The sequence below is a fragment of the Kitasatospora sp. NPDC127116 genome, assembly GCF_042677365.1.
Lineage (GTDB): Bacteria > Actinomycetota > Actinomycetes > Streptomycetales > Streptomycetaceae > Kitasatospora > Kitasatospora lactacystinica.
This window is the reverse complement of record NZ_JBHXTL010000024.1, coordinates 60891-82796: the sequence shown is the minus strand read 5'-3', so window position 1 is coordinate 82796 and position 21906 is coordinate 60891. Positions and strand designations below refer to the sequence as shown.

Here is a 21906-nt window from a genome sequence, read left to right as displayed (position 1 = left end):
CCCGAACCACCACCCCACCCCGACACGATCAGCTCACGCTCACCACCCACCAGCACATCCACCGACCCGACCAACCGCTCCGGATCCGCAACCATCGCGGCCAGCACCAGGTGCAGGCGCTCAGCCAGCGTGGCGACGGTTCCTTGGTCGAAGAGCTGGGCGGCGTAGAGGAGTTCGGCCCGTATGCCGGCGGGGTTGTTGGCGGCGTCGCGGCCTTCGGAGAAGATCAGGTTGAGGTCGAACCTGGCCGGGGCATCGGCGAAGGTCTCCGCTTCCAGCGTGACGCCCGGGAGCTGAAGCACCCCCTCGCTGTTGTTCTGCAGGACCAGCATCACCTGGAACAGCGGATGCACGGAGGCCGAACGGACCGGGTTCAGCTCCTCCACCAGCCGCTCGAACGGCACGTCCTGGTTGGTGAACGCCGCCAGGTCCGTGTCACGGACCCGGCTCAGCAGTTCACCGAAGGTCGGCTCACCCGACACATCCGTCCGCAGCACCAGCGTGTTCACGAAGAACCCGACCAGCTCGTCCAACGCCTGGTCCGAGCGCCCCGCCACCACCGTCCCGATCGGAACATCCGTCCCCGCACCCAGCCGCGACAACAGGGCCGCCAACGCCGCATGCAGCACCATGAACAGCGTCACACCGTGCCGACGCGCCAACCCCTCCAGCTCGGCGTGCAGTTCGGCATCCAGCCCGAACTCCACCCGACCACCCGCGCGCGAAACCACCCCCGTCCGAGGCCGGTCCAACGGCAACGCCACCTCCTGCGGCGAATCCCGCAGCGCCTCCGACCAGTACGCCAACTGCTGGTCCACGACCCCGCCCAGCAGCTCCTGCTGCCACAGCGAGTAATCCGCGTACTGAACGGCCAGCGGCTCCCATTCCGGCGCCAGACCCGCCAACCGCGCCCGATAGGCCGACGCCACCCCCTCCCACAACGGCCTCATCGACCAACCGTCACTCGCGATGTGGTGCAAGGTCACCACCAGGACCGATTCGCCCTCGCCCTCGCCCCCGCCCTCGCCGAGGGTGAACAGCGCCACCCGCAAAGGAAGTTCGGTCGAGAGGTCGAAGGCGGCGAACGCCTCGGCCGAGATCCGTTCCGCCACCTCCTCCGCCGTGCTCGGCTCGACCCGGAACGGCACCTCGACGTCGCCGGCGGGCAGCACCAGCTGGCGGGGCTGACCGTCGACCGCCGGGTAGACCGTGCGCAGGGCCTCGTGCCGGCCGACCACGTCACCGATCGCCGCCCGCAGAGCCTCCACGTCCACCGCACCGTGCAGCCGGAACGCGAACGGACTGTTGTAGGCCGCCGACGCCCCCTCCAACTGGTCCAGGAACCACAGCCGCTGCTGGGCGAACGACAGCGGCAGCACCTCCGGCCGCGGGCCCGCCACCAGCGCCGGACGCGCCGGGCGGCCGTCCTTCAGCTTCTCCGCCACCTTGGCGACGGTCGGGTTCCGGAACAGTTCACGGATGCCGAGCTCCGCGCCGAGCGTGCCGCGGATGCGACTGATCAGCCGGGTCGCGAGTACGGAGTGACCGCCCAGCGCGAAGAAGTTGTCGTCGATCCCCACCGACGGCACATCGAGGACCTCAGCGAAAAGGCCGCACAGGATCTCCTCCTGCACCGATCCGGGACCGCGGCCGTCCTCGGCCATGACCTTCTGCCCGACCGTCGGTTCCTTCTGCTGAGCCATGACATCTCCCTCTGGTGCCTATCCGGCGGTGATCGATGTGCGTGACCGGACGCCCCGGCCGGGTGCTTCGTCACCTGGCCGGGGCCGTACGCGGGTGTGCGAAAGGAATGGGAAAAAGGGAATCGGGTCCGCGGGTCAGCCGACCGCGGTCGGGCGCGGCGCCAGGTCGGTCCAGTTCTGCTCGATGTACTCCAGGCAGGCCTGGCGGTCGTTCTCGCCGAAGGCCGTGGCCCAGCCGGCCGGGACCTCGATCGCGTTCGGCCACAGGGAGTGCTGGTTCTGGTCGTTGACCAGGACCACGTAGCGGCCGTCGGCGTCCTCGAACGGATTCGTCACAGCGGTGCTCCTTCTTCGCGGGTGAATGTTCGTGGTGGGCAAAGGGACCGGGCCCCGGTGGGGCGGGGTCCGGCGTGCTACGGGTGGAGGTGCGGGCCGACCGTTCCCGGGAGCCAGACGTCCTCCGGGCCCAGTGCGGCGGGCGTGTACTTGCCCAGCGCGCTGATCAGCAGCCGCAGTTCGAAGGCCAGGCAGGAGACCAGCCGGGCGATTCCGTCCTGCGGATCCTCGTCCGCCGCGAGCAGGGCCGCCCGGCCCAGTCCGACGGCGCGGGCACCCAGGGCCAGGGCCTTGACGGCCCTCGCGCCCTCCCACATCCGGCCCGAGACCAGCAGGCAGTCGGAGGAGGAGGAGCGCGGCTCCAGCCGGCGCAGGCACTCGCCCAGCGGCAGACCGACCTGGTCGAGGAAGCTGCTGGGCGCCCAGCCGCTGCCGCCCTCGGCGCCGTCCACGGTCACCGAGTCCGCGCCGCTCTCCCGGGCCACGGCCGCCGCCTCGCGGATGTCGCGCCCGGGCGGGAGTTTCACCCAGATCCGCGCGCGCGGGTAGTTGTTGCGCATGAACCGGATCTGCTGACGCAGGATCTCCGCGGTGAACGTGCCCGGGCTGCTGGACCGCAGCACCCGGTCGTGCCCGCCGCCGAAGACGTTCTCGTCGGTGCTGTACCGGTCGGCCAGCTGGTCGGCCACGGAGCGTTTCAGCACCGTCATCCCGCCGAGGCCGGGCTTGGCGCCCTGTCCCACCTTCAGCTCGAACGCCAGCCGGCCGGACTCCAGCAGGGCCTTCGCGGCCGGGGCGCTGTAGATCTGGTTCCACACCTCGGCGTCGGCGTCCTCGGTGCTCTGCTGGAACGCCAGCCCACCCATGCCCTCGGGGAGTTCCTGCTCGTAGGCGCGCAGCCGGGCGAGCATGCTGTCGCCGGTGTCGGCGGTGTCGGCGGACCGGCCCTCGGGGCTGCCGGTGGACCGGTCCCCGAGGCTGCCGGCGGGGCCGTCGGCGAAGCCGTTGGTCGGCACCACGTTCTCGCCGATGACCAGCGGGATGCCCAGGCGTCCGGCCTGGCGGCTGGCCGCCAGGCCCAGCCCGGAGGAGGCCACCTGGGTGGAGCCGAAGGCCGAGACGTACACCGGCAGCGACGACCGGAACCCGCCGATGTCGGTGGCGAGTTCGACGTCGCCGTAGAGCGGCTCGCGGGCCAGGTCGGTGAGCTTCTCCAGCCGCTGGGGCATGAAGACCGGCGGGACCAGGCGCATCGCGTCCAGCACGTCCGCGCCGTGGGGCGCCGCCGGCTGCGGGACGCCGCCCGTGCCGCCGGCGCCGAACAGCGTCAGGCCGTAGCCGTCCATCGGCGGGAACGCCCCGGCGGCGCCCTCCCTGGCCCGCGACCGGATCGCGGCCTCCGGGAAGCCCGGGGCGCTGAGCACCCCGCTCACGGCGAGACCACCCCGGGGATCTTCGGGAACGGGGTGGCCTGCCAGACGGCGTCCAGCCCGGCCACGTAGCGGGTGAGCCGCTCGATGCCGATCCCGAAGCCGGCGCTGCCCGGGATCCCGTCGCGGACCATCTTCAGGTACCACTCGTACTTGGCCGGGTTCTCGCCGCTCTCCCGCATCCGGGCGATGATCCGCGCGTAGTCGAACTCCCGCTCGCTGCCGCTGATCAGCTCGCCGAAGCCCTCGGGGGCGATGAGGTCGAAGTTGCGCAGGACCTCCGGGCGCCGCGGGTCCTCGCGGTCGTAGAAGCCGCGCGAGCCCTTGGGGTAGTCGATGATGAAGAACGGCGAGTCCGACTTGTGCGAGAGCAGGCCCTCCCCCTGCCAGTCGATCTCGGCGTCGTGGTTCTGCTCGTGGCCCAGCCGGGCGAGCTCGGCCATCGCGTCGCCGTGGCTGATCCGCTCGAACGGGGCGTCGCGGGTGAGCAGCGGGGTGAAGGCGTCCGCGTCGCGGCCCAGGAGGTCCAGCTCGGCGCCCATCGTCCGCACCACGCGCTCGATCGCCGCGGTCACGATGGACTGTGCCACGCCCATCGCGTCCTCCTGCGTGGCGCCGGCGATCTCCACGTCGAACTGGTGGAACTCCGCCAGGTGGCGGCCGATGTTCGCGGTCTCCAGCGGTTCGAGCCGGACGTTCGGCGCGACGTAGAACACCTTGTCGAAGGCGAGCAGCGACGCCTGCTTGTAGAGGATCGCGCTGGTCATCAGCTTGTAGCGGTGGCCGTAGAAGTCGACGTCCACCTGCTTGGCACCACGGCCGCCCGGGTCCGTCACCGGTCCGATGACCGGCGGCAGCAGCTCCACGAACCCCTCGCCGAGGAGTAGTTCGCGGCCCGCCTGGACGATCTGGTTCTGGATCCGCAGCACGGACCGGGTCACGGGGTTCTTGAGGTGGTCCGGCAGTGCACCGGGCCGTGCAGACTCGAACTCGCTGGTCAAGGGGTCTCTTCCTTCGGTTCTCTGGTCCTGCGGTTCTGGCAGGGGGTTCAGCTGGGGATCCCGGGCAGCCGGTCCAGCGTGGTGGCGGCGCGCTCGTCGAACGACCGCGCGACGTGGGACAGGGCCCGGAGCAGGTCCGCCGCGCTCATCGAGCGGTTGCCGGTGGAGCGCCCGTTCGGCCGTACGGGCAGGGAGCCGGTGTGCGACCAGCGCAGCCGCCCGTCGGAGTCGATGTAGCTCCTGGCCCGCCCGGCGTTGTCCGGGTGCAGGCAGTACGGGACGTCCAGCAGCCCCCGGTTGAACGCCTCGACCAGGGCGGCGCCCACGTCCGTGTTGAGGCCGAGGACGGTCTCCACGAGCGCGGTCGCCTCCGCCAGGACCTCGCTGTCCGCGCCGGTGTCCGGCGGCGCCGATCCGCCCGCGTTCTGGGCGGCCAGCGCCGCGATCTCCAGCGCCTCGACGTTCTCCCGGACCGTCGGGATCCGGTACGCCTCGGCCGCCGTCTTGACGATGAGCCGTTCCGCTCCGGTGCGGACGGCCAGTTCGGCGGCCTGCTCCAGCAGCAGCAGGGCGCCCGAGCGGGTGCTGGGGTAGACCCCCATGTAGTTGTAGATCACGATGTGCCAGTCGACGTCCGGCAGCAGCGCACCGGCGAGCCGGCGCAGGGCCAGCACCGCCTCCCGGTCCTGCTCGGCGTTGGTCTGCTGGGCGTAGCTCAGCGAGATGCTGCGCAGCCCGTGCCGGCGGAAGAACACGCCTTCCAGGAGGCTGATCGCCACCAGCAGGCTGGGCGGGCAGAGCTGGCCGAGCATGCAGCCGCCGAAGGTCTCGACGTGCGGTTCGATGCCGTGGTCACGGGCCCTGACCATCAGCTCGCAGGACCGTTCCCAGTTCCGCACCGCCTGGCGCAGCGGGAGGCGCCCGTACGGCAGGCAGTAGGAGACCGGGCCGCCTTCGGTGGTGTCGAGCCCCGCTTCCAGCGAGGCCGCGATGATGCCGTAGGGGCTCGCCGACCCGTGCCGCACCTGGACCGGGAAGTCGCGCTCGCGCACGCCGTCCAGCACCCCCCGGTTGGTGTCCGGGGGGTGGGTCCTGATCGGGTAGCCGTTGAGGTCGCCGCCCTCGTCGACGGCCCGCCGGGCGTCGGCGAGCTTGCCGAGCCGGGTGTAGCTGTCCAGGGTGATCGTGCCGACCGTGGTGGCGTTGGCCCCCTTGACGGCGATCAGCCCGTCCCGCATGGCCCGCGGGTCGCCGAAGCCCATCCGGGGCTGCACCACCAGGTTGCCCTGTTCGTGCGACCGTCCGACGAAGTCCGCGAACGCGTTGACCGGCCCGTCGTTCATGGGGTCGGGGCGGCGCGGAGCTCCTCCAGGACGCGGCCGGCCCGCCTCGCCTTCTCGGCGCTGAGGGCGGCGACGTACCTCTCGAACTCCGGTAGTCCGGACGACTCGTGGAAGACCGCGGAGAATCCCGCGGACAGCAGGCGGCGCGTCATCCCGCCGCCGGCGGCCCCGCCCGCACCGGCCCGCAGCTGCTTGCCGGTGCCGAGCTTCCCACCGATGACGATCGGTGTGTCGGCGAGCTCCGGGTCGGCGCGCAGCGCCGCGACGGCGGACAGTCCGTCGCTCTCGCCGTGGCCGTTGACGCTGCTGAGCACGATGAGGTCGGGGGCGCCGCGCCGGCACTCCGCCGCCAGTTCCCCGCCCGGCAGGCACGGGCCGAGGTTCTGCACCCGGTGTCCCCAGTCCTCCAGCTGGAGCTGGAGGAAGACCAGGTTCCAGGTGTGCGAGTCCGACTCGGTGCCGCTGACGATCACGTCCAGCGTGGCGTCCGTTCTCATCGTCGGCTCCTCTCGCGGGGATCGAGGGCGGCGATCCTGGAGGGCAGGGTCCGCCAGACCTCCGGGGTGTAGAAGTGGCCGCCGGGGAGGACGTCGTGGCGGTACTCGCCCAGCGCCAGCGTGCGCCACTGCTCGCCCGCGTTCGCCTCGATGACGTCGTCGTCGGCGCCCGACAGCATCTGCACCGGCATGCTGACGGTGGCGCCCTCGGTGTACCGGAAGGTGTCCCGAACCCGGATGTCGGCGCGCATCAGCTCGACGCTCATCTCCTGGAGTTCGGGGTCCTCCAGGACGTGTGCCGGCATCAGGCCGTGGGTCTTCATCCAGAGCAGCAGACCGTCGTCGTCGTCCTGCTGGGACGGGAACATGTCCCGGGGCGTGAGCCCGCGGGCCGGCGCGTTGGCCGAGGAGACGACCAGGTTCCGCGGCAGCGGCCCGCCGCCGCTCTCGATCCGCGCGGCGACGTCGAACGCCATCCAGCCGCCCATGCTGTGCCCGAAGAGCACGTAGGGGCCGTCGACGGCGGACAGCACCGCCGCGGTGGCGTCCTGGGCCAGTTCCTCCCAGTCGGTGGCGAAGTCCTCCAGGAACCTGCCCTCCCGGCCCGGGTAGCAGATCGCCGACAGGGCGATGTCGTCCGGCACGGCGTCGCCCCACAGGTGGTAGGAGGCCGTGCCGCCCCCGCAGAAGCCCAGGCAGATCAGCGTCAGGGCGGCGTCCTTGGGGCGCCGGATGCTGATGACGGTGGTGTCCTGTGCGGTGTTCACTTGCCCTCCGTCCGACGGGACGCCACGAACTCCGCCAGCGACCGCAGTTCGGGGTGCCGGTAGACCTCCTTCGTGGACACGGTGATGCCGAACTGCTTCTTCAGCCGGCCGATGACGCGCAGCGCGATGAGCGAATGGCCGCCCAGCGAGAAGAAGTTGTCGGTGGGGCTGATCCGCTGGCGGCCGAGCACCTCGGCCCACACGCCGGCGATCAGGGTCTCGAACTCGCCCTGCGGCTCGTCCCCCGGCTCCTGTTCGCCGTCGGCCCACAGGGCCTCGTCCACGGCGGGCAGGGCCCGGTGGTCCACCTTGCCGTTCACGCTCAGCGGCATGGCGTCGAGCGTGACGAACGCCGAGGGGACCATGAACGACGGCAGCACGCCGCCGAGGTGCTCCTGGAGTTCCCGGGCGCGCGGGGCGCTCTCGCCCTCCGGGACGACGTAGCCGACCAGTTGGTCGCCGGCGGTCGCGGTGGCGTGCAGGACGACGGCGGCGGTCCTGACCTCCGGGTGCGCGGCGAGCGCCGCCTCGATCTCGCCGAGTTCCACCCGGTAGCCGCGGATCTTGATCTGCCGGTCGACCCGGCCCAGGTAGTCGATGGTGCCGTCGGGGCGCAGCCGCACCCGGTCGCCGGTGCGGTACATCCGGCGGCCGGTACCGGCCGGGTCGGCGACGAAGCGCTGAGCGGTCAGCGCGGGCCGGCCGACGTAGCCGATGGTCACGGAGGGCCCGGCCAGGTAGAGCTCGCCAGGTTCGCCGGCGGCCGCGGGGCGCAGCCCTTCGTCGAGCACGTGGGCGGTGAACCCGGGCAGCGCGCGGCCGATGTGCGGGCCCGCGCCGGTGATCCAGGCCGCGGTGGCGTCCACCGTGCACTCGGTGGGGCCGTACAGGTTGATCGCCTCGACCGTCCCGGCGTCGCGGGCTTCGCCCAGCTCGCGCCAGACCTCCGCCGGTACCGGCTCGCCGCCCATGAACAGCCGCAGGACGCGGCCGTCGGCGGTGGGGGCGAGGAGGGCCTCGCGCAGCACCTCCCAGTGCGAGGGCGTCAGGTCCAGGTCGTCGACGGCGTGCTCGTCCAGCAGGGCGCGCAGCACGGCCGGGTCGGTGCGCTCGTTCTCGCCGATCACCACGATGCTGTCGCCCCGGCAGATCCGGGCCCACTGCTGGACGGAGGCGTCGAAGGAGATGCTCGCGTTCCAGGCCACCGTGCGCGGCCGGTCGGCGTAGAAGCCCGCCGCTTCGAGGTCGGCGGCGAGCGCGGCCACGCCGCCCCGGGTGGCCTCCACGCCCTTCGGCGTTCCGGTCGAGCCGGAGGTGTAGATCACGTACGCCGGGTCCGCCGGGGAGGTCTCCGCCGCCGGCGCGTCCGGGGCCGCGGTCGGCGCGGCGAGGGCGTCGGCGAGGGTGATGACGTCGACGCCGGTGGGCCACGTCGGCCCGTTGCCGGGCTCCGCCAGGACGGTCCGCAGGTCGGCGCCGGCCACCATGTGGGCGAGGCGGTCCTGCGGGTAGGCGGGGTCCAGCGGCACGTAGGCGGCGCCGACGTGCCACACGGCGAGCAGGGCGACGACGAGGTCCGCGCCGCGGTGCATGCTGACGCCCACCCGGGCGCCGCGCCCGAGGCCGCGCTCGGCCAGCTGTGCGGCCAACCGGCGTACGTCGTGGTCGAGTTCGGCGAAGGTCAGGGTGCGGTCGGTCCCGCGTACGGCCAGCCGGTCCGGGGTGGACGCGACGGCCTGCCGGAACCGGGCGATCGGGTCGACCGTCACGGTCGGGGCCGCCGGGGCCAGGGGCTCCTCGGTGATGCTCACGCGGCACCGCCGTCGCCCGCCGCGGCCGGCACGGTGGGCCGGCACTCGTCGAGGTCGACCGGGTTGCCCATGGCGACGACGATCTTGCGGTCGCCCCGGAACGGGTCGCGGCCGTGGGCCGTGAGCACGTTGTCGACGAGCATGACGTCGCCGGGCTGCCAGGTCTGACGCACCGTCGCCTCGGCGTAGGCGGTGTTGATGGTGTCGAGCTCGTCCCGGGTCAGGGGCTTCCCGTCGGCCACTCCGGTTTCGAACGGCAGGCCGTCCGCGCCGAATTCGTCCACGAGCGTCTCACGGAGTTCCTCGTCCAATGACCAGGAATTCCAGAAGGCCATGTGATTGAACCAGACCTCCTCGTCGGTCGCCGGGTGCCGGATGATTCCGGGCCGCCGCTGCGCGGTCCTCAGATTCCCCTCGTCGTCCCAGTGGCAGGAGATCAGGTTCTCCGAGCAGTACTGCTCGACGTCCTCCCGGCGCTCGGTCGCGAATGCCTTCTCCCAGCTCACGGAGATGTGCTCGGAGTAACTCCGGTGCAGGGTCCAGCCGTTGGCGCGGATCCGCTCGACGAGCGGGGCGGGCAGTTTCCGCAGCACCTCCCGGCAGTCCGCGACCGGCGTCGCCCCGCCCTCCTCCGGGGCGATCAGGCAGGCGAACATCAGCAGCCCGGGGAACGTGAGGGTGTAGCTGTTCTCGTTGTGCATCCGGATCGACTGGGCCGGCGGCAGATCGGTGGACGAGTAGACGTCGTTGCCGAAGCTGCTGCGCGGCGTCGCCTTCTCCCGGTAGGGCGTCCGCTGCGGGACGAGGACGTCCCGCACGAGCGCGAAGTCCTCGACGGAGGCGACCGGAAGCCCGCGCAGGTACAGCGCGCCGTACCTTTGAAGCGCGGTGCGGATGTCGGGCAGGAGCGCGTTCAGCCACGCGCAGGCCTCGTCGGTGCCTTCGAATCGAGGGACGACGAGGGTGGCCGGCTTGCCCTTCTCAAGGGTCCAGTCCAGCTCTTGTGGCGCAGTTCTTGCAGAAGACATGACTCGATGCACCTTCCTCATGACGGAGCGCGACGGCGTGGTGCCGCGGTCGCCCCAGGGCAGTTGGATCGCGATCAGAACCTCTGAACCGAGAACACGGTCATCGACCCCGCGGGGTCGTCGTGCCGGGTCGCCGGGAAATGCGTGCGGCCCGAATCCGGGGCCGGCCACTGAAGGGTTCGGCAGGGCAGCGGCTTCCGCTGCCGGCGGCGAATGGGCAGCACAAGGGCCCGGCCTTCCGACGCCTGTTCACGCGTCGACGAGCCGCTATCGCCGGGCCGTCACACCATCGGCCGCACCTGCGGGCCACCGGTGCCACGTGTCCGACCGGAGAACGGCGGGATGCCGTCCGGCACTCCCGCACACCGATCCATCCCCCCCTCCCGAGTGCTCACATTCGGGTACGCGGAATTCGCGTCCCCGGCGTCGTTCCCCCGAGTTCGCCGAGGCGGGTGTACTGATACCCATCGCCTCCGCTTGACCGTGCGCGGCCAATCAGATCACATCAACGCGCCGTCATGGAAGAAGTTGTGGAGGCAAGTTCGCAGCTTTCATACGGCATTCACGTCACCGACGGTGACGAATCCACCACCGTTTCAGGAGATTCCGGTGCTGGGGGCGGCCGTCGCCCGTACGGCAACACCGGCAACACCGGCACCAGGCAGCGGCCGGCCGGATCCCCGGGCGGGCGCGCTCAGGCCCGGCCGAGCACGCGGTCGACGGTGATCTCGATGACCACCCGGTCCGGGTTGACCCGCGGCTCCCGGTAGCGCTCGGCGTAGCGGCGCTCCGCCTCGGCGACCTGCTCGGGCTCGTCGCGGACCACCGCCACCCCCTCCAGGGTCGACCAACGGGCCCGGTCCACCTGGCAGACCGCGACCCGCTGGCCCCCGGGCCCGGCCTCGGCGACGTTGCGGGCCTTGCGACTGGTGCGGCTGGTGATCACCCGGGCGGTGCCCGTCTCCGGCTGGTACGTCACACCCACCGGCACCACGTGCGGCGTGCCGTCCGGGCGGGTGGTGGTCAGCGTGGAGATGTGCCGCTCCCGCCAGAAGGCGAGGAAGGAGTCGTCGAGGTCGCGCGGGTCATGGGCCATGATCGCGATGGTACGGCCCCCGGGGAACGGCCGTTCCCCGGGGGCGTACGGGCGGGGCGTCAGTGCCCGCGCGCGATCCACTCCGGCAGGGCCGGGGCCTCGGCGCCGATGGTGGTCGGGTCGCCGTGACCGGTGCGCACCACGGTCTCGGCCGGGAGCGTCAGCAGCCGCTCGCGGATCGAGTCGACGATCGTCGGGAAGTGCGAGAACGACCGGCCGGTGGCTCCCGGCCCCCCGTGGAACAGGGTGTCGCCGGTGAAGACGGTGCCCAGCCCGGGCGCGTACAGGCAGACCGCGCCCGGCGCGTGCCCCGGGGTGTGCAGCACGGTCAGCTCGGTGCCGGCCACCTCGATCCGCTGCCCGTCGGCCAGTTCGCCGTCCGGCAGCCGCTCGGGGTGGGTGAGCTTCCACAGCGGAAGGTCGTCCGGGTGCAGCAGGATCGGCGCACCGGTGCGGTCGGCGAGCGCCGGGGCCGCGTCGATGTGGTCGTTGTGCGCGTGGGTGGAGACGATCGCCAGCAGCCGCCGCCCGCCGAGCGCGGCCTCGATGGCCCCGGCGTCGTGCGCGGCGTCGATCACCACCGCCTCCTCGTCGTTCCCGACGATCCAGACGTTGTTCTCCACCTCCCAGCTGCCGCCGTCGAGCTCGAAGGTCCCGGCGGTCACCAGCCGGTCGATGCGGGCCGAGGTCACAGGACCACCACCGAACGCAGGACGTCGCCCTGGTGCATGCGCTCGAAGGCCTGCTCCACGGCGTCGAGCCCGATGGTCTCGGTGACGAAGGCGCCGAGGTCCAGGCGGCCCTGGAGGTAGAGGTCGATCAGCATCGGGAAGTCCCGCGAGGGCAGGCAGTCGCCGTACCAGGAGGACTTCAGCGCGCCGCCGCGGCCGAAGACGTCGAGCAGCGGGAGCTCCAGCGTCATCTCCGGGGTCGGCACGCCGACCAGGACGACGGTGCCGGCCAGGTCCCGGGCGTAGAAGGCCTGCTTGTAGGTCTCCGGCCGGCCGACCGCCTCGACCACCACGTCCGCGCCGTTGCCGCCGGTCAGTTCGCGGATCGCCTCGACCGGGTCGGTGGTGCGGGAGTTGACGGTGTGGGTGGCGCCCAGCCCGCGGGCGGTCTCCAGCTTGCGGTCGTCGATGTCCACCGCGATGATCTTCGCCGCGCCCGCCAGCCGGGAGCCCATCACGGCCGCGCCGCCGACGCCGCCGCAGCCGATCACCGCGACCGAGTCGCCCCGGCCCACGTTGCCGGTGTTGATCGCGGCGCCGAGGCCCGCCATCACGCCGCAGCCCAGCAGGCCCGCGACGGCCGGGTCGGCCGCCGGGTCCACCTTGGTGCACTGGCCGGCCGCGACCAGGGTCTTCTCGGCGAACGCGCCGATGCCCAGGGCCGGGGACAGCTCGGTGCCGTCCAGCAGCGTCATCCGCTGCTTCGCGTTGTGGGTGTTGAAGCAGTACTGCGAGCGGCCCCGCTTGCACGCGCGGCACTGGCCGCAAACCGCACGCCAGTTGAGGACCACGAAGTCACCGGGCTCGACCTCGGTGACGCCCTCGCCGACCGACTCCACGATGCCCGCGGCCTCGTGGCCGAGCAGGAACGGGAACTCGTCGTTGATGCCGCCCTCCCGGTAGTGGAGGTCGGTGTGGCAGACGCCGCACGCCTGGATCCGGACCACCGCCTCGCCCGGGCCAGGGTCCGGCACCACGATCGTGGTCACCTCCACGGGCGCGCCCTTGGCGCGCGCGATGACTGCCTTGACCTGCTGGGGCATCCGATTCCACCTCCGTCTGCCGGTGCGGCTCTGCACCGGCGTGACCTGCGACAACACGACTGCAAGACGAACTGCCCACGAAGCGTATCGCCCGCCCGGCCGGTCTCCGGCGGAGCGTCCCGGGCGATCCGGTGTGACGTGGTGTGATACGGCTCACCGGACCTGCCGACGGCGTGTCCGACACCGCCGCGCCGGCCCACGGGCCCTCCCCGCGGCATGTGCCGCCCGGGTATCCGCCGAGCGCCCGGGGACCGCCCGGCGCAGCCCTGCCAACAGGGGCGCACGGGCGTAGCCGAGCGCCTGTCAGCACGCCCCGAAGTGCCCGGAAAGCACCGGCGTTGGCTGGAAGTGCCGCAGACGGGCGCCCCGCCACCCACGTACGGTCGTAGCTGAGACGGTCCACTCGACCACGCTCAGCACACCCGCCCCACCCGTCGGCGCGCGACCGCGCACCGACCGCGCCGGGTGCGCACCGACCGTGCACCCGCGCACATTTCGCGCCACACCCCGTAGGAGCCCGACCGAACCCCGGCCCGTGTCGAGCCGCCAGCCGGCCGCATCACCCGTCCCCCGCACGATCCCCGGATTCACCCCCCGTCGGGTCGCGTCCCGCGGCCCACCGCCCTGGAGTCTGGAGTACGGATGTCCACCGAGAACAGTGCGACCAGCGCCGGCACCGCCCCGCTCCCCCCGCTGCACTGCATGCGCCAACTCGAACCCGGCCCGCCCCGCCTCGCCGCGCTGCCCACCGGCACGCCGGTCTGGCTGGTCAGCCGGCACGCCGACGTGCGCCAGGTGCTGACCGACCCGCGACTGGGCCGCGCCCCGCTCTACGCGCCGGACGCCCCGCCGATCACGGTCACGCCGAACATCCTCGACGACCCGCAGAGCATGCTGAACATCGACGGCACCGACCACCAGCGGCTGCGCCGCACCGTGCAGCGGGCCTTCACCCCGCGCGCGATCGAACGCTGGCGGCCCTGGGTGGCCTCGGTGGTCGAGTCGCTGATCGACGAGCTGATCGACCACGGCTCCCCCGCCGACATCATCGCCGGCTACTCCCGCCCGCTGCCCGTCGCCGTGATCAGCCGGCTGATGGGCCTGGACAACCTGGACAGCAAGCGGCTCGCGCACTGGAGCGACCACGCGCTCTCCACCACCGCGCACAGCGCCGAGGCGATCGTCACCGCGATGACCGAGTTCGCCGCCTTCGGCGCCGAGGTGATCGCCGAACGCCGGGCCGCCCCCGGCGAGGACCTGGTCAGCGGGCTGCTCGCGGCCGCCGCCGAGGACGGCTCGATCACCGAGGGCCAGCTGGTCGTCCTGGTCATCGGCCTGGTCGTGGCCGGCCACGAGACCACCATGACCAGCCTCGGCAACGCCCTGGTCTACCTGCTCCAGGACGGCCGCGACGCCTGGCAGCGGCTCTCCTCCGACGAGGCCAGCGCCACCGCCGCGACCGAGCAGCTGCTGCGCGCCGTCCCGCTCGGCGACCGCCAGGAGCACATGCCCGGACTGATGCGCCGCACCGTCGAGGACGTCGAGATCGGCGGTGTGGTCATCCCGGCCGGCAGCGTGGTCGCCGCCGACGCGAACGCCGCCAACCACGACCCGGAGGCCTTCACCGGGGACCTGCGCACCGAGCTGTTCTCCCCGCTCGCCGCCCCCATGCTCACCTTCGGCGCCGGGCCGCACCACTGCCTGGGCGCCTGGCTGGCCCGGATGGAGCTGGAACTCGCCCTGCACCGGCTGGCCCGCCGGCTGCCCGCCCTGCGGCTGGCCGACCCGGTCGACCGGATCGACTGGCGGCGCGGCCTGCTCACCCGCAGCCCGAACTCCCTGCGGGTGGAGTGGTGACGGGCCGCGCGGACACCGAGCCGGTGGTCGTCCGGGTCGACCGCGACCGCTGCATCGGCTCCGGGATGTGCGCGCTCAGCGCCCCCGACTCGCTGGTCCTCGGCTCCGACGGGCTGGCCGCACCGCTGGCCGAGTACGCGGACGGCGGCGCGGAGCCGACGGACGGGCTGACCGAGGCGGTGGACTTCTGCCCGGTCGAGGCGCTCAGCCTCCACTCGGCGCGCGGCGGCTACCGGATCGCCCCCGCCGAGTGAACGCGCCCGGTGGTGGCCGCCGCGACGACCGCGACGGGCACCACCGGCGGTTCCGAGGGCCCGGGCGCCGGCGTCGGCCGTCGCACCCCGGCCGTCGCACCCCGGCCTGCTACCTCCGCCCGGAGACCGGGCCGCAGGCCAGCACGGCGCGCAGCTCGGCGGCCGGGTCGCCCTCGTGGTACGGGCGTTCGCTCGGCTCGATGTGGTCCAGGAACTCCTGGTAGCGCAGCGCGTAGGACAAGTGGTAAAGCGGCTCGGCGAGTTCGAGAGCCCGGCGCGGGTCCGAGCCGGGGGCGTGGCGCCGCCAGGCCTCCGCCCAGACCGCGGCGTGGTGCTGCCAGGCCTCCGGGCCGAGGTAGGCGCGGGGGCGCAGCCCGTCCAGGGCCGGATGGCCGAGGCAGGAGTCGGCGTAGTCGACGACCACCGTGCTCCCGCCGTCGGAACGCCAGTTGCCGGGGTGGAAGTCGCCGTGCAGCAGGGTCTCCGGCAGGCCGCAGGCGGCGAGTCGGTCCAGCAGCCCGGGCAGGTCGGCCGCGAAGCCGGCCAGGCGGTCCAGCTCCTCGGGGGTCAGGTCGGTCTCCTCCGCGAGCCGGTCCAGCAGGGCCGTCAGCTGGGCCGCCAGGGCGCGCGGGGTGCGGTCGCGCAGTGCGGCCAGGTCGTCCGGACGGCCGGCGAGCGCGGCCTGGGCGGCGACGAGCCGGGGGACGACGTCGGCGACGGTCCCGGCGGAGGGGTTCCAGCAGTCCTCACCGGGGACGTGGTCGAGCAGCAGCCGCCCACCGGAGGGGTCGGCGGCGAGGACGGTCGGGACGAGCGTGCGGTCGACGCCGCCGAGCAGCGCGACGACCTCGCCCTCGTGGGCGTTGAACGCCGGCGTCGTGGTCTTCAGCCAGGCGTCCACGCCGGTCACGGTGGGGAGGCGGAGGAGGCCGGAGAGGTTCCAGGTCCGGATCTGCCGGGCGGGCCCGGCCGCCGGGCGGCCGACGGCGGCGAGTTCCGCCTCCGCCCAGCCCAGCGCCGACCGCAGCCCTTCCGGCGTGGCCCAGGCGGCGCGGCGCTCGGCGGGGCCGAGCAGCGCGGCCGTCCCGGCTTCCGGGGGCCGGGGGTCGAGCGCCCTCGGCCGCTCGCTCGCCTCGGCGTGGTAGCGCACCCGCCCGCCGTGGCCCGGCTCCTCGCTCCGCCCGTCGACCAGCCGCGCCACCAGCACCGGCACCCCGGCCGACGCCGCCGCCCGCGCGACCACCTCGTCCACGGAGGACCACCAGCCGAGCTCCACCTCGAAGGGCCCCAGCTGCCCGAAGTACTCGTCGCCGTAGGTGAGATCGACCGTCACGGTCCGGTTGCTCGCTCGCTGCATCGGAGCAGCTTCGCCCACCGGGGCGGGCCCGTGCCAACGGTTTTCCGCCCGCACCGGCCGGGGCGGACGTTCGAGGAGCCCCGGGGCGAGGGCGAGCAGGTCCTGCTCCAGCCCCCGCCGTCCTGAGGCCCGGAACCGCTAGCCGATCGCCACGGCCGTGCCGGAGACCCGTACCCGGGTGTCCTCCGTCCGCAGCTCGACCCGCAGGACGCCCGGGCGGCCCAGGTCCTCGCCCTGGTGGAGCGTCAGCACGGCCGGGGCCGTCACCGCGCCGAGCTCCCGCAGGTACGCGCCGAAGGCGGCAGCGGCGGCGCCGGTGGCCGGGTCCTCGACCACGCCGCCGACCGGGAACGGGGCGCGGACGTGGAAGACCTCGGGGGCCTCCCGCCAGGCGAGCTGCAGGGTGACCAGGTCGCGGGCGCGCATGTACGCGGCGAGGCCGTCGAAGTCGTAGTCGAGCCGGGCCAGCCGCTCGCGGGTGGCGACCGGCAGGACGAGGTGCCGGGCGCCCGCGTAGGCGACGCGGGGCGGCAGGGCCGGGTCGAGGTCGTCGGCGGACCAGCCGAGCAGGGCGAGCGCCTGCGCCACGTCGGCCGCCGGCACCTCCTCGACCTTCGGCTCGACGCTGGTGAGGGTGGCGCGCAGCAGCCCGTCGGCCCCGCGCTCGACCTCGACCGGGACGTCCCCGGCCGCGGTCACGAAGACGTACCGTCCGGGGCCGGTGTGCTCGGCGAGGGCGACGGCGGAACCGACCGTCGCGTGCCCGCAGAACGGCACCTCGGCGAGCGGGCTGAAGTACCGCACCCGGTAGGTGCCTTCGGTCGGGCCGGCGGTCAGGAAGGCGGTCTCGGAGTACCCGACCTCGGCGGCGACGGCGAGCATCCGCTCGTCGGTCAGTCCGGTGGCGTCGAGCACCACGCCGGCCGGGTTGCCGCCCTCGGGGCGGGTGGCGAAGGCGGCGTAGCGGAGGATCTCGGGAGTGGCGTCGTCGATCATGACCGGACGAACGCGCCGGGTGCGCGGACTGTTCCCGCTCACCGCGGCGCTTCCCCGCGTCTCGGGTTCTCCTCCCACCGCGGCACCTCCGCTCACCGCAGCACCGCCTCCAGGAAGTCCGAGCCGAGCCGGGCGCTGCCCGCCAGGTCCAGCTCGTAGAGCATGTACCGCCCGCGCCGCCTGGTGGTGAGCAGCCCGGCCCTGCGCAGGACCGCCAGGTGCCGGGACACCTCGGGCGCGCTGAGCTGCCAGGCCGAGGCCAGTTCGCCGGTGGTGTGCGGGCCGCGGGCCATGGTGCGGGCGAGGCGCAGCCGCACGGGGTGGGCGAGCGCCTCCAGGCGCTGCTGGACGAGGGCGAGCGAGACGGGCTCGGGCAGGCCCGCCTCGGCGACGGGGTACTGGAGGACGGGCCGCCAGCCGCGCGCGTGCACCACCAGGAGGTGCGGGCGGCCGAAGGCGGTGGGGATGAAGGTGACGCCCCCGGCGTCGGTGCCGCTGGTGGTGTTGTCCTGGAGCTTGTCGATGACGATCCGGCGCCGGCCGTCCCCGCCCTGGTCGAGGGAGACGGAGGGCGAGACGTCGGCGAGCGCCTCGGCGAGGCCGCGGCGGGCGAGCAGGTCGGCCTTGCGCCGGGCATCGGCGGCGAGGTCGGGCAGGACGCGCTGCCAGGCGTCGGCGAAGAACGCGGACCGGCAGTCCTCCAGCAACCGCCGCACCAGGCCCCGGACGGCCGGCGGGTCGGCGAGCAGCCGGTCGGCGAAGGCGGCCTGCCGGGGGCCGCGGGCGAGGGCGAGTTCCCGGGCCCGCTCGTTGGCCTCCGGGTCGGTGAGCGGGGAGCCCATCCGCCGGGTGAGCCGGGAGGAGCCGCAGGTGGTGATGAGGGCGGCGGCGACGTACAGCTCGTCGTCGATCCGGTCGACGGCGTCGAGCTCCTCGGCGAGGGTGGCGCCGGGCAGGCCGGGCACGAGGAAGTCGGCGCGCGAGGAGCGCCAGAGGAAGTCGGCCTCCAGCAGCCGCTCGGACAGCTCGGGCGGGATCACGGTGGCGGTGCAGCCGGCCCAGCCCTGCAGCGCGGGGTGGTGCGCGGGCTCGGCGAGCACGTGCAGCATGGCGTTCAGCTCGCCGAGCGGGGAGGGCGTGAAGAGCAGCCGCTCGTCGGGCAGGCCCGTGATGTCGATGGTCAAACTCACACCGGGGATCCTGCCACCCGCCGTCGACCGGGCTCCCGCGGATTGACGGGAAGCGTCAATCCGCGTGCCCCGCGGTCCGGCCCGGGCGGACGGTACCGGCCATGAGCCTGATCCGGGAGAAGTCCGTCCACGACCACGCCGCCGACCGCCGCGGCGGGCCGCCCGCCCTGCCGGCCGGCCCGGGCCGCCGGAGCCCGTCCGCGCTGCCGGGCCTGCTGACCGCGGCCGGCGGGCCCCGGTACGCCGTCGCGCTGGCGGTGGACGCGGTGGGCGGCGGCCTGCTGCGGCCGTTCCTGCTGCTGTACGGCGTCGGCATGCTGCACCTGGGCGCGGGTGCGGCCGGGCTGGCGCTCTCGGCCGGGATGCTGGCGGGCCTGCTGGTGGTGCCGCTGACCGGCCGGTGGATCGACCGCGGCGCCCGGACGCTGCCCGCCGCCGCCACCCTGCTGCTGCGGGCGGCGGGCGCGCTGACGCTGCTGCTCGCGGACGGCCTGCCGGGGTTCACGGCGGCGGCGGTGCTGTTCGGGGTGGGCAGCCAGTCCTGGCCGACCACTCACGCGGCGGTGGTGAGCACCCTGACCGAGGGCCGGCTGCGGGACGCCGCGCTGGCCGCCGGGAGGTCGCTGCGCAACGCCGGGATGGGTGCGGGCGCGCTGCTGGCCACGCTGGCGGTGAGCGGCGGGGCGGGCGCGATCCGGCTGCTGGCCGGGGTGACGGGCGCGGCCTGCCTGGGCGCGGCCGTCCTGGTGGGCTCGCTGCGGGTGCGGGCTCCGCGCCTGGACCGGCCGGCCGACGTGCCGGAGCGGGCGGAGCCGCTGCGCCGGATCACCCTGCTGGGCGTCGCCAACCTGCCGTACGCGTTCTGCTTCGACGTGCTGGAGGTGGCGCTGCCCGCGCTGCTGGTGCTGCGGCTGCACGCCTCGCCGGCCTGGTCCTCGGGCATCTTCGTCGGCAACACGGTGCTGGTGATCGCCCTGCAGCTGGCGCTGGTGCTGCGGCTGGCGGACCGTCCGCGGCACGTCGTGCTCGCCGCCTCGGGGTCGGTGCTGGCGGTGTCGTACCTGGGCTTCTGGGCGGTCGGTTCGCTGGGCGGCGTGCCGGGGTCGGTGGGCATCGCGGCGGTCTCGGTGCTGTACACGCTGGGCGAGATCCTCTACACCGGCTCGGGCACGGCGCTGGTGGCGTCCGTCGCCCCGCCGCACCTGCTGGGGCGGGCGCTGGCGCGCTGGGAGCTGTCGGCGGGGGTGGGCCGGGCGGCGGCCCCGGCCGTGCTGACGGCGCTGCTGGCGGGCGGTTCCGGGGAGCTGTGGGTGCCGCTGGCCGCGGCCACCGCGCTGGGGGCGCTGGCGGTGCTGCGGCTGGGTCCGGCCCACTGACCGGAGGGGGCGCCGGAGGAGGACCGGAGGAGCGCCGGAGGAGCGCCGCGCCGACGGGCCGGCGCGGCGGCAACGCCCCGGTGGGATGATCGGCTGCATGGCCCTGACCCCGCACCAGCAGCACCTCCGCGACCGGATCATGGCCGCCGGGGTGACCGCGCCGCCGGAGCCGTGGCGGCCGGTCGGCCGGGGGCTGATCGCGGTCGGCGGGCTGCTCGGCATCGGCTTCGCCGTCCACCCGGAGAGCGGGCACGACCTGGTGCTGACGGTCTCGCACGGCGGCCACGGCCTGTTCGACGCGGTGACCGGCCTCAAGCTGGCCCGCGACCACGAGCCCGCCGAGGACCCGGACGGCCTGGACCTCTCCTGCCCCGGCCTCGGCCAGGTCGCGGACGTGCGCATCCCGGTGGCGGGGACGTGGGGCGGCGGGCTGCACACGGCCGCCGAGGGCGGCTGGCACATCGAGGTGGCCGCCCCGGAGTGGCCGCACCACCGGGTGCTGCTCGCCAGCGGCCGCGGGCCGTGGCAGGGCGAGCACGGCGAGAGCTGGTGGCTGGTCCTCGACTCCGACCGGTCCACCTTCCGCGCGGCCGGATTCTCCCCGACCGGCCGGACCCTCGCGGTGGCCACCAGCAGCGACCTCACGCTCTGGAGCCGCCAGTAGGTGTTCCGGCTCCGGATGCGGACGGGCCGCGGACCGCCGATGCTGACGGCGAGGCGTGCCCGGCCCGAGGAAGGACACCGAACGTGAGCGAACGCAGTCAGCGGACCATCGAGCGGTGCGCGTTGCGCGAAGCGCCCGCCGAGCGGAGCGGGGTGGGCGCATGAGTGCACTCGACTTCGAGATCGTCGACACCCCCGACAGCTCGCTCAACAAGACCTCCGTCCTGGTCACCGGCCCGGACGACGCCCTGCTGGTGGACGCCGGGTTCACCCGTTCGGACGGGCGCCGCCTGGTGGAACGGATCGGGGCGAGCGGCAAGCGGTTGACCACCGTCTTCGTCAGCCACGGCGACCCGGACTTCTACTTCGGCGCCCAGGAGGTCCAGGACGCCTTCCCGCAGGCCCGCTTCCTGGCCACCGCCTCCACCGTCGAGCACATCCAGGAGACGTACGAGGCCAAGCTGCGCGCCTGGGCGCACCTGGGCCCGGAGCTGCCCACCCGGCTGGTGCGGCCCGAGGTGCTGCACGGGGACGAGCTGGTCTTCGAGGGCCACCGCTTCGAGCTGCGCGGCGCCGACTTCCACCTGCCGGACCGGCACTACCTCTGGCAGCACCACCACCGCGCCGTGCTGGGCGGGGTGCTGCTCTTCGAGGGCCTGCACGTGTGGACGGCGGACACCCCGACCTCCGCCCAACGGGCCGCCTGGATCGACCTGCTGGACGGCATCGAGGCGCTCCACCCGACCTGGGTGGCGGCCGGCCACCGGGTCGCCGGCGCGCCCACCGACCTGAACGCCGTCGACCACACCCGGGCCTACCTGCGCGCCTTCGAGACGGAGATCGGCCGGGCCCCGGACGCGGCCTCCGCCAAGGAGTCGCTGGAGCGGCGCTTCCCGAAGCTGGGGCTGCGGATCGCGGTGGACATCGGCACCAAGGTCGCCATGGGCGAGATGGCCTGGGGGTGAGCGGACGATGATCGAGATCCCCCGGGACGTCTCCTCCTTCGCCGAGTCGTCCGCCCCCGCCGACGTGGTGCGCCGCCAGTACCTGGCGTCCGCCCGGGGTGACCTGGCCGCGCTGCGCGCCACCCTGGCCGACGACGTGGAGTGGACCGAGATGGCCGGCTTCCCGCTGGCCGGCACCTACCGCACCCCGAAGGGCGTCACCACCCATGTGATGGAGCGGCTGGCCGCCGAGTGGGACGACTGGACGGCCCACGACGACACCTACGTGGTGGACGGCGAGACGGTGGTGGTGCTGGGCCGCTACACGGCGGTCCACAAGACCACCGGAAAACCGCTCGCGGTCCGGATCGCCCACCGCTTCACCGTGCGCGGCGGCCGGATCGTGCGCTTCGAGCAGTTCACCGACACCGCACTGGTCAGGGAGGCGATGACCGGCTGAGGCCCGCCCGGGGGGGTCACATT

Annotated in this window: 21 protein-coding genes; 6 read left to right on the top strand and 15 right to left on the bottom strand. The window is 73.8% G+C overall.

Annotated features, from left to right (window positions below):
* The 12 genes from ACFVHV_RS12965 to ACFVHV_RS12910 form a co-directional block, all read right to left on the bottom strand.
* On the bottom strand, nt 1-1664 hold a 1664-nt coding region (locus ACFVHV_RS12965; protein ID WP_380351154.1), incomplete at its 3' end, for a condensation domain-containing protein.
* Nucleotides 1665-1838: 174 nt separating this feature from the next.
* Nucleotides 1839-2039 (bottom strand): MbtH family protein, encoded by a 201-nt coding sequence (locus tag ACFVHV_RS12960; protein WP_359900357.1) that lies wholly within the window; start codon nt 2037-2039, stop codon nt 1839-1841.
* Between the two features lie 77 nt (nt 2040-2116).
* Nucleotides 2117-3472, bottom strand: a complete 1356-nt coding sequence (locus ACFVHV_RS12955) for a glutamate synthase-related protein (protein WP_380351152.1) — start codon at nt 3470-3472, stop codon at nt 2117-2119.
* Entirely contained in the window at nt 3469-4470 is a 1002-nt protein-coding gene (locus ACFVHV_RS12950) for an asparagine synthetase A (RefSeq protein ID WP_359900353.1), read from the bottom strand. The genes ACFVHV_RS12955 and ACFVHV_RS12950 overlap by 4 nt, the downstream gene beginning before the upstream one ends.
* 47 nt (nt 4471-4517) lie before the next feature.
* Nucleotides 4518-5813, bottom strand: coding sequence for a methylaspartate mutase (locus ACFVHV_RS12945; protein WP_380351151.1), 1296 nt, complete (start codon nt 5811-5813; stop codon nt 4518-4520).
* Nucleotides 5810-6310, bottom strand: coding sequence for a cobalamin-dependent protein (locus ACFVHV_RS12940; protein ID WP_359900349.1), 501 nt, complete (start codon nt 6308-6310; stop codon nt 5810-5812). The genes ACFVHV_RS12945 and ACFVHV_RS12940 overlap by 4 nt, the downstream gene beginning before the upstream one ends.
* Complete coding sequence (locus ACFVHV_RS12935) at nt 6307-7077, bottom strand: alpha/beta fold hydrolase (RefSeq protein ID WP_359900347.1); 771 nt, start codon at nt 7075-7077, stop codon at nt 6307-6309. Before ACFVHV_RS12935 ends, ACFVHV_RS12940 begins: the two co-directional genes overlap by 4 nt.
* Nucleotides 7074-8888: an amino acid adenylation domain-containing protein gene (locus tag ACFVHV_RS12930; RefSeq protein WP_380351148.1), complete on the bottom strand. Its 1815-nt coding sequence runs from the start codon at nt 8886-8888 to the stop codon at nt 7074-7076. Before ACFVHV_RS12930 ends, ACFVHV_RS12935 begins: the two co-directional genes overlap by 4 nt.
* Nucleotides 8885-9916 (bottom strand): TauD/TfdA family dioxygenase, encoded by a 1032-nt coding sequence (locus tag ACFVHV_RS12925; protein ID WP_359900343.1) that lies wholly within the window; start codon nt 9914-9916, stop codon nt 8885-8887. Before ACFVHV_RS12925 ends, ACFVHV_RS12930 begins: the two co-directional genes overlap by 4 nt.
* 694 nt (nt 9917-10610) lie before the next feature.
* Nucleotides 10611-11012: a TIGR03618 family F420-dependent PPOX class oxidoreductase gene (locus ACFVHV_RS12920; protein ID WP_359900341.1), complete on the bottom strand. Its 402-nt coding sequence runs from the start codon at nt 11010-11012 to the stop codon at nt 10611-10613.
* Nucleotides 11013-11071: 59 nt separating this feature from the next.
* Entirely contained in the window at nt 11072-11704 is a 633-nt protein-coding gene (locus ACFVHV_RS12915) for an MBL fold metallo-hydrolase (RefSeq protein WP_380351146.1), read from the bottom strand.
* Entirely contained in the window at nt 11701-12786 is a 1086-nt protein-coding gene (locus tag ACFVHV_RS12910; RefSeq protein WP_359900338.1) for an S-(hydroxymethyl)mycothiol dehydrogenase, read from the bottom strand. Before ACFVHV_RS12910 ends, ACFVHV_RS12915 begins: the two co-directional genes overlap by 4 nt.
* A 642-nt stretch (nt 12787-13428) precedes the next feature.
* Between ACFVHV_RS12910 and ACFVHV_RS12905 the strand changes: the two genes are divergently transcribed.
* Complete coding sequence (locus tag ACFVHV_RS12905) at nt 13429-14643, top strand: cytochrome P450 (RefSeq protein WP_380351144.1); 1215 nt, start codon at nt 13429-13431, stop codon at nt 14641-14643.
* Nucleotides 14640-14897: a ferredoxin gene (locus ACFVHV_RS12900; protein WP_359900334.1), complete on the top strand. Its 258-nt coding sequence runs from the start codon at nt 14640-14642 to the stop codon at nt 14895-14897. The genes ACFVHV_RS12905 and ACFVHV_RS12900 overlap by 4 nt, the downstream gene beginning before the upstream one ends.
* A gap of 109 nt (nt 14898-15006) precedes the next feature.
* On the opposite strand, the gene ACFVHV_RS12895 is transcribed toward ACFVHV_RS12900, so the two are convergent.
* The 3 genes from ACFVHV_RS12895 to ACFVHV_RS12885 all read right to left on the bottom strand — a co-directional run bounded on the left by ACFVHV_RS12895 (nt 15007) and on the right by ACFVHV_RS12885 (nt 18440).
* Nucleotides 15007-16254, bottom strand: a complete 1248-nt coding sequence (locus ACFVHV_RS12895) for an aminoglycoside phosphotransferase family protein (RefSeq protein WP_380351142.1) — start codon at nt 16252-16254, stop codon at nt 15007-15009.
* Nucleotides 16255-16392: 138 nt separating this feature from the next.
* The gene (locus ACFVHV_RS12890; RefSeq protein ID WP_380351140.1) at nt 16393-17250 is read right to left on the bottom strand and encodes a PhzF family phenazine biosynthesis protein; all 858 of its coding nucleotides are present in this window, start codon (nt 17248-17250) and stop codon (nt 16393-16395) included.
* A 92-nt stretch (nt 17251-17342) separates the two neighbouring features.
* Nucleotides 17343-18440 (bottom strand): DUF5937 family protein, encoded by a 1098-nt coding sequence (locus ACFVHV_RS12885; protein WP_380351138.1) that lies wholly within the window; start codon nt 18438-18440, stop codon nt 17343-17345.
* A gap of 101 nt (nt 18441-18541) precedes the next feature.
* Here ACFVHV_RS12885 and ACFVHV_RS12880 point away from each other — a divergent pair, with 101 nt between their 5' ends.
* The 4 genes from ACFVHV_RS12880 (at nt 18542) to ACFVHV_RS12865 (ending at nt 21883) form a co-directional block, all read left to right on the top strand.
* A complete protein-coding gene (locus tag ACFVHV_RS12880) occupies nt 18542-19816 on the top strand; it encodes an MFS transporter (protein WP_380351136.1) in 1275 nt (424 codons plus the stop codon).
* 97 nt (nt 19817-19913) lie between these two features.
* Nucleotides 19914-20480 (top strand): hypothetical protein, encoded by a 567-nt coding sequence (locus ACFVHV_RS12875; RefSeq protein WP_359900325.1) that lies wholly within the window; start codon nt 19914-19916, stop codon nt 20478-20480.
* Nucleotides 20481-20640: 160 nt separating this feature from the next.
* Entirely contained in the window at nt 20641-21444 is an 804-nt protein-coding gene (locus ACFVHV_RS12870; protein ID WP_380351134.1) for an MBL fold metallo-hydrolase, read from the top strand.
* Nucleotides 21445-21451: 7 nt separating this feature from the next.
* On the top strand, nt 21452-21883 hold the full coding sequence (locus ACFVHV_RS12865; protein WP_359900321.1) for a nuclear transport factor 2 family protein: 432 nt from the start codon (nt 21452-21454) through the stop codon (nt 21881-21883).
* Nucleotides 21884-21906 lie beyond the last annotated feature (23 nt).

What these genes read in the sequence shown, in the direction of transcription:
- ACFVHV_RS12945 (WP_380351151.1), bottom strand. Translation starts at nt 5,813, where the DNA reads ATGAACGACGGGCCGGTCAACGCGTTCGCGGACTTCGTCGGACGGTCG.
- ACFVHV_RS12940 (WP_359900349.1), bottom strand. Translation starts at nt 6,310, where the DNA reads ATGAGAACGGACGCCACGCTGGACGTGATCGTCAGCGGCACCGAGTCG.
- ACFVHV_RS12925 (WP_359900343.1), bottom strand. Translation starts at nt 9,916, where the DNA reads ATGTCTTCTGCAAGAACTGCGCCACAAGAGCTGGACTGGACCCTTGAG.
- ACFVHV_RS12920 (WP_359900341.1), bottom strand. Translation starts at nt 11,012, where the DNA reads ATGGCCCATGACCCGCGCGACCTCGACGACTCCTTCCTCGCCTTCTGG.
- ACFVHV_RS12910 (WP_359900338.1), bottom strand. Translation starts at nt 12,786, where the DNA reads ATGCCCCAGCAGGTCAAGGCAGTCATCGCGCGCGCCAAGGGCGCGCCC.
- ACFVHV_RS12905 (WP_380351144.1), top strand. Translation starts at nt 13,429, where the DNA reads ATGTCCACCGAGAACAGTGCGACCAGCGCCGGCACCGCCCCGCTCCCC.
- ACFVHV_RS12895 (WP_380351142.1), bottom strand. Translation starts at nt 16,254, where the DNA reads ATGCAGCGAGCGAGCAACCGGACCGTGACGGTCGATCTCACCTACGGC.
- ACFVHV_RS12890 (WP_380351140.1), bottom strand. Translation starts at nt 17,250, where the DNA reads ATGATCGACGACGCCACTCCCGAGATCCTCCGCTACGCCGCCTTCGCC.
- ACFVHV_RS12880 (WP_380351136.1), top strand. Translation starts at nt 18,542, where the DNA reads ATGAGCCTGATCCGGGAGAAGTCCGTCCACGACCACGCCGCCGACCGC.
- ACFVHV_RS12875 (WP_359900325.1), top strand. Translation starts at nt 19,914, where the DNA reads ATGGCCCTGACCCCGCACCAGCAGCACCTCCGCGACCGGATCATGGCC.
- ACFVHV_RS12870 (WP_380351134.1), top strand. Translation starts at nt 20,641, where the DNA reads ATGAGTGCACTCGACTTCGAGATCGTCGACACCCCCGACAGCTCGCTC.
- ACFVHV_RS12865 (WP_359900321.1), top strand. Translation starts at nt 21,452, where the DNA reads ATGATCGAGATCCCCCGGGACGTCTCCTCCTTCGCCGAGTCGTCCGCC.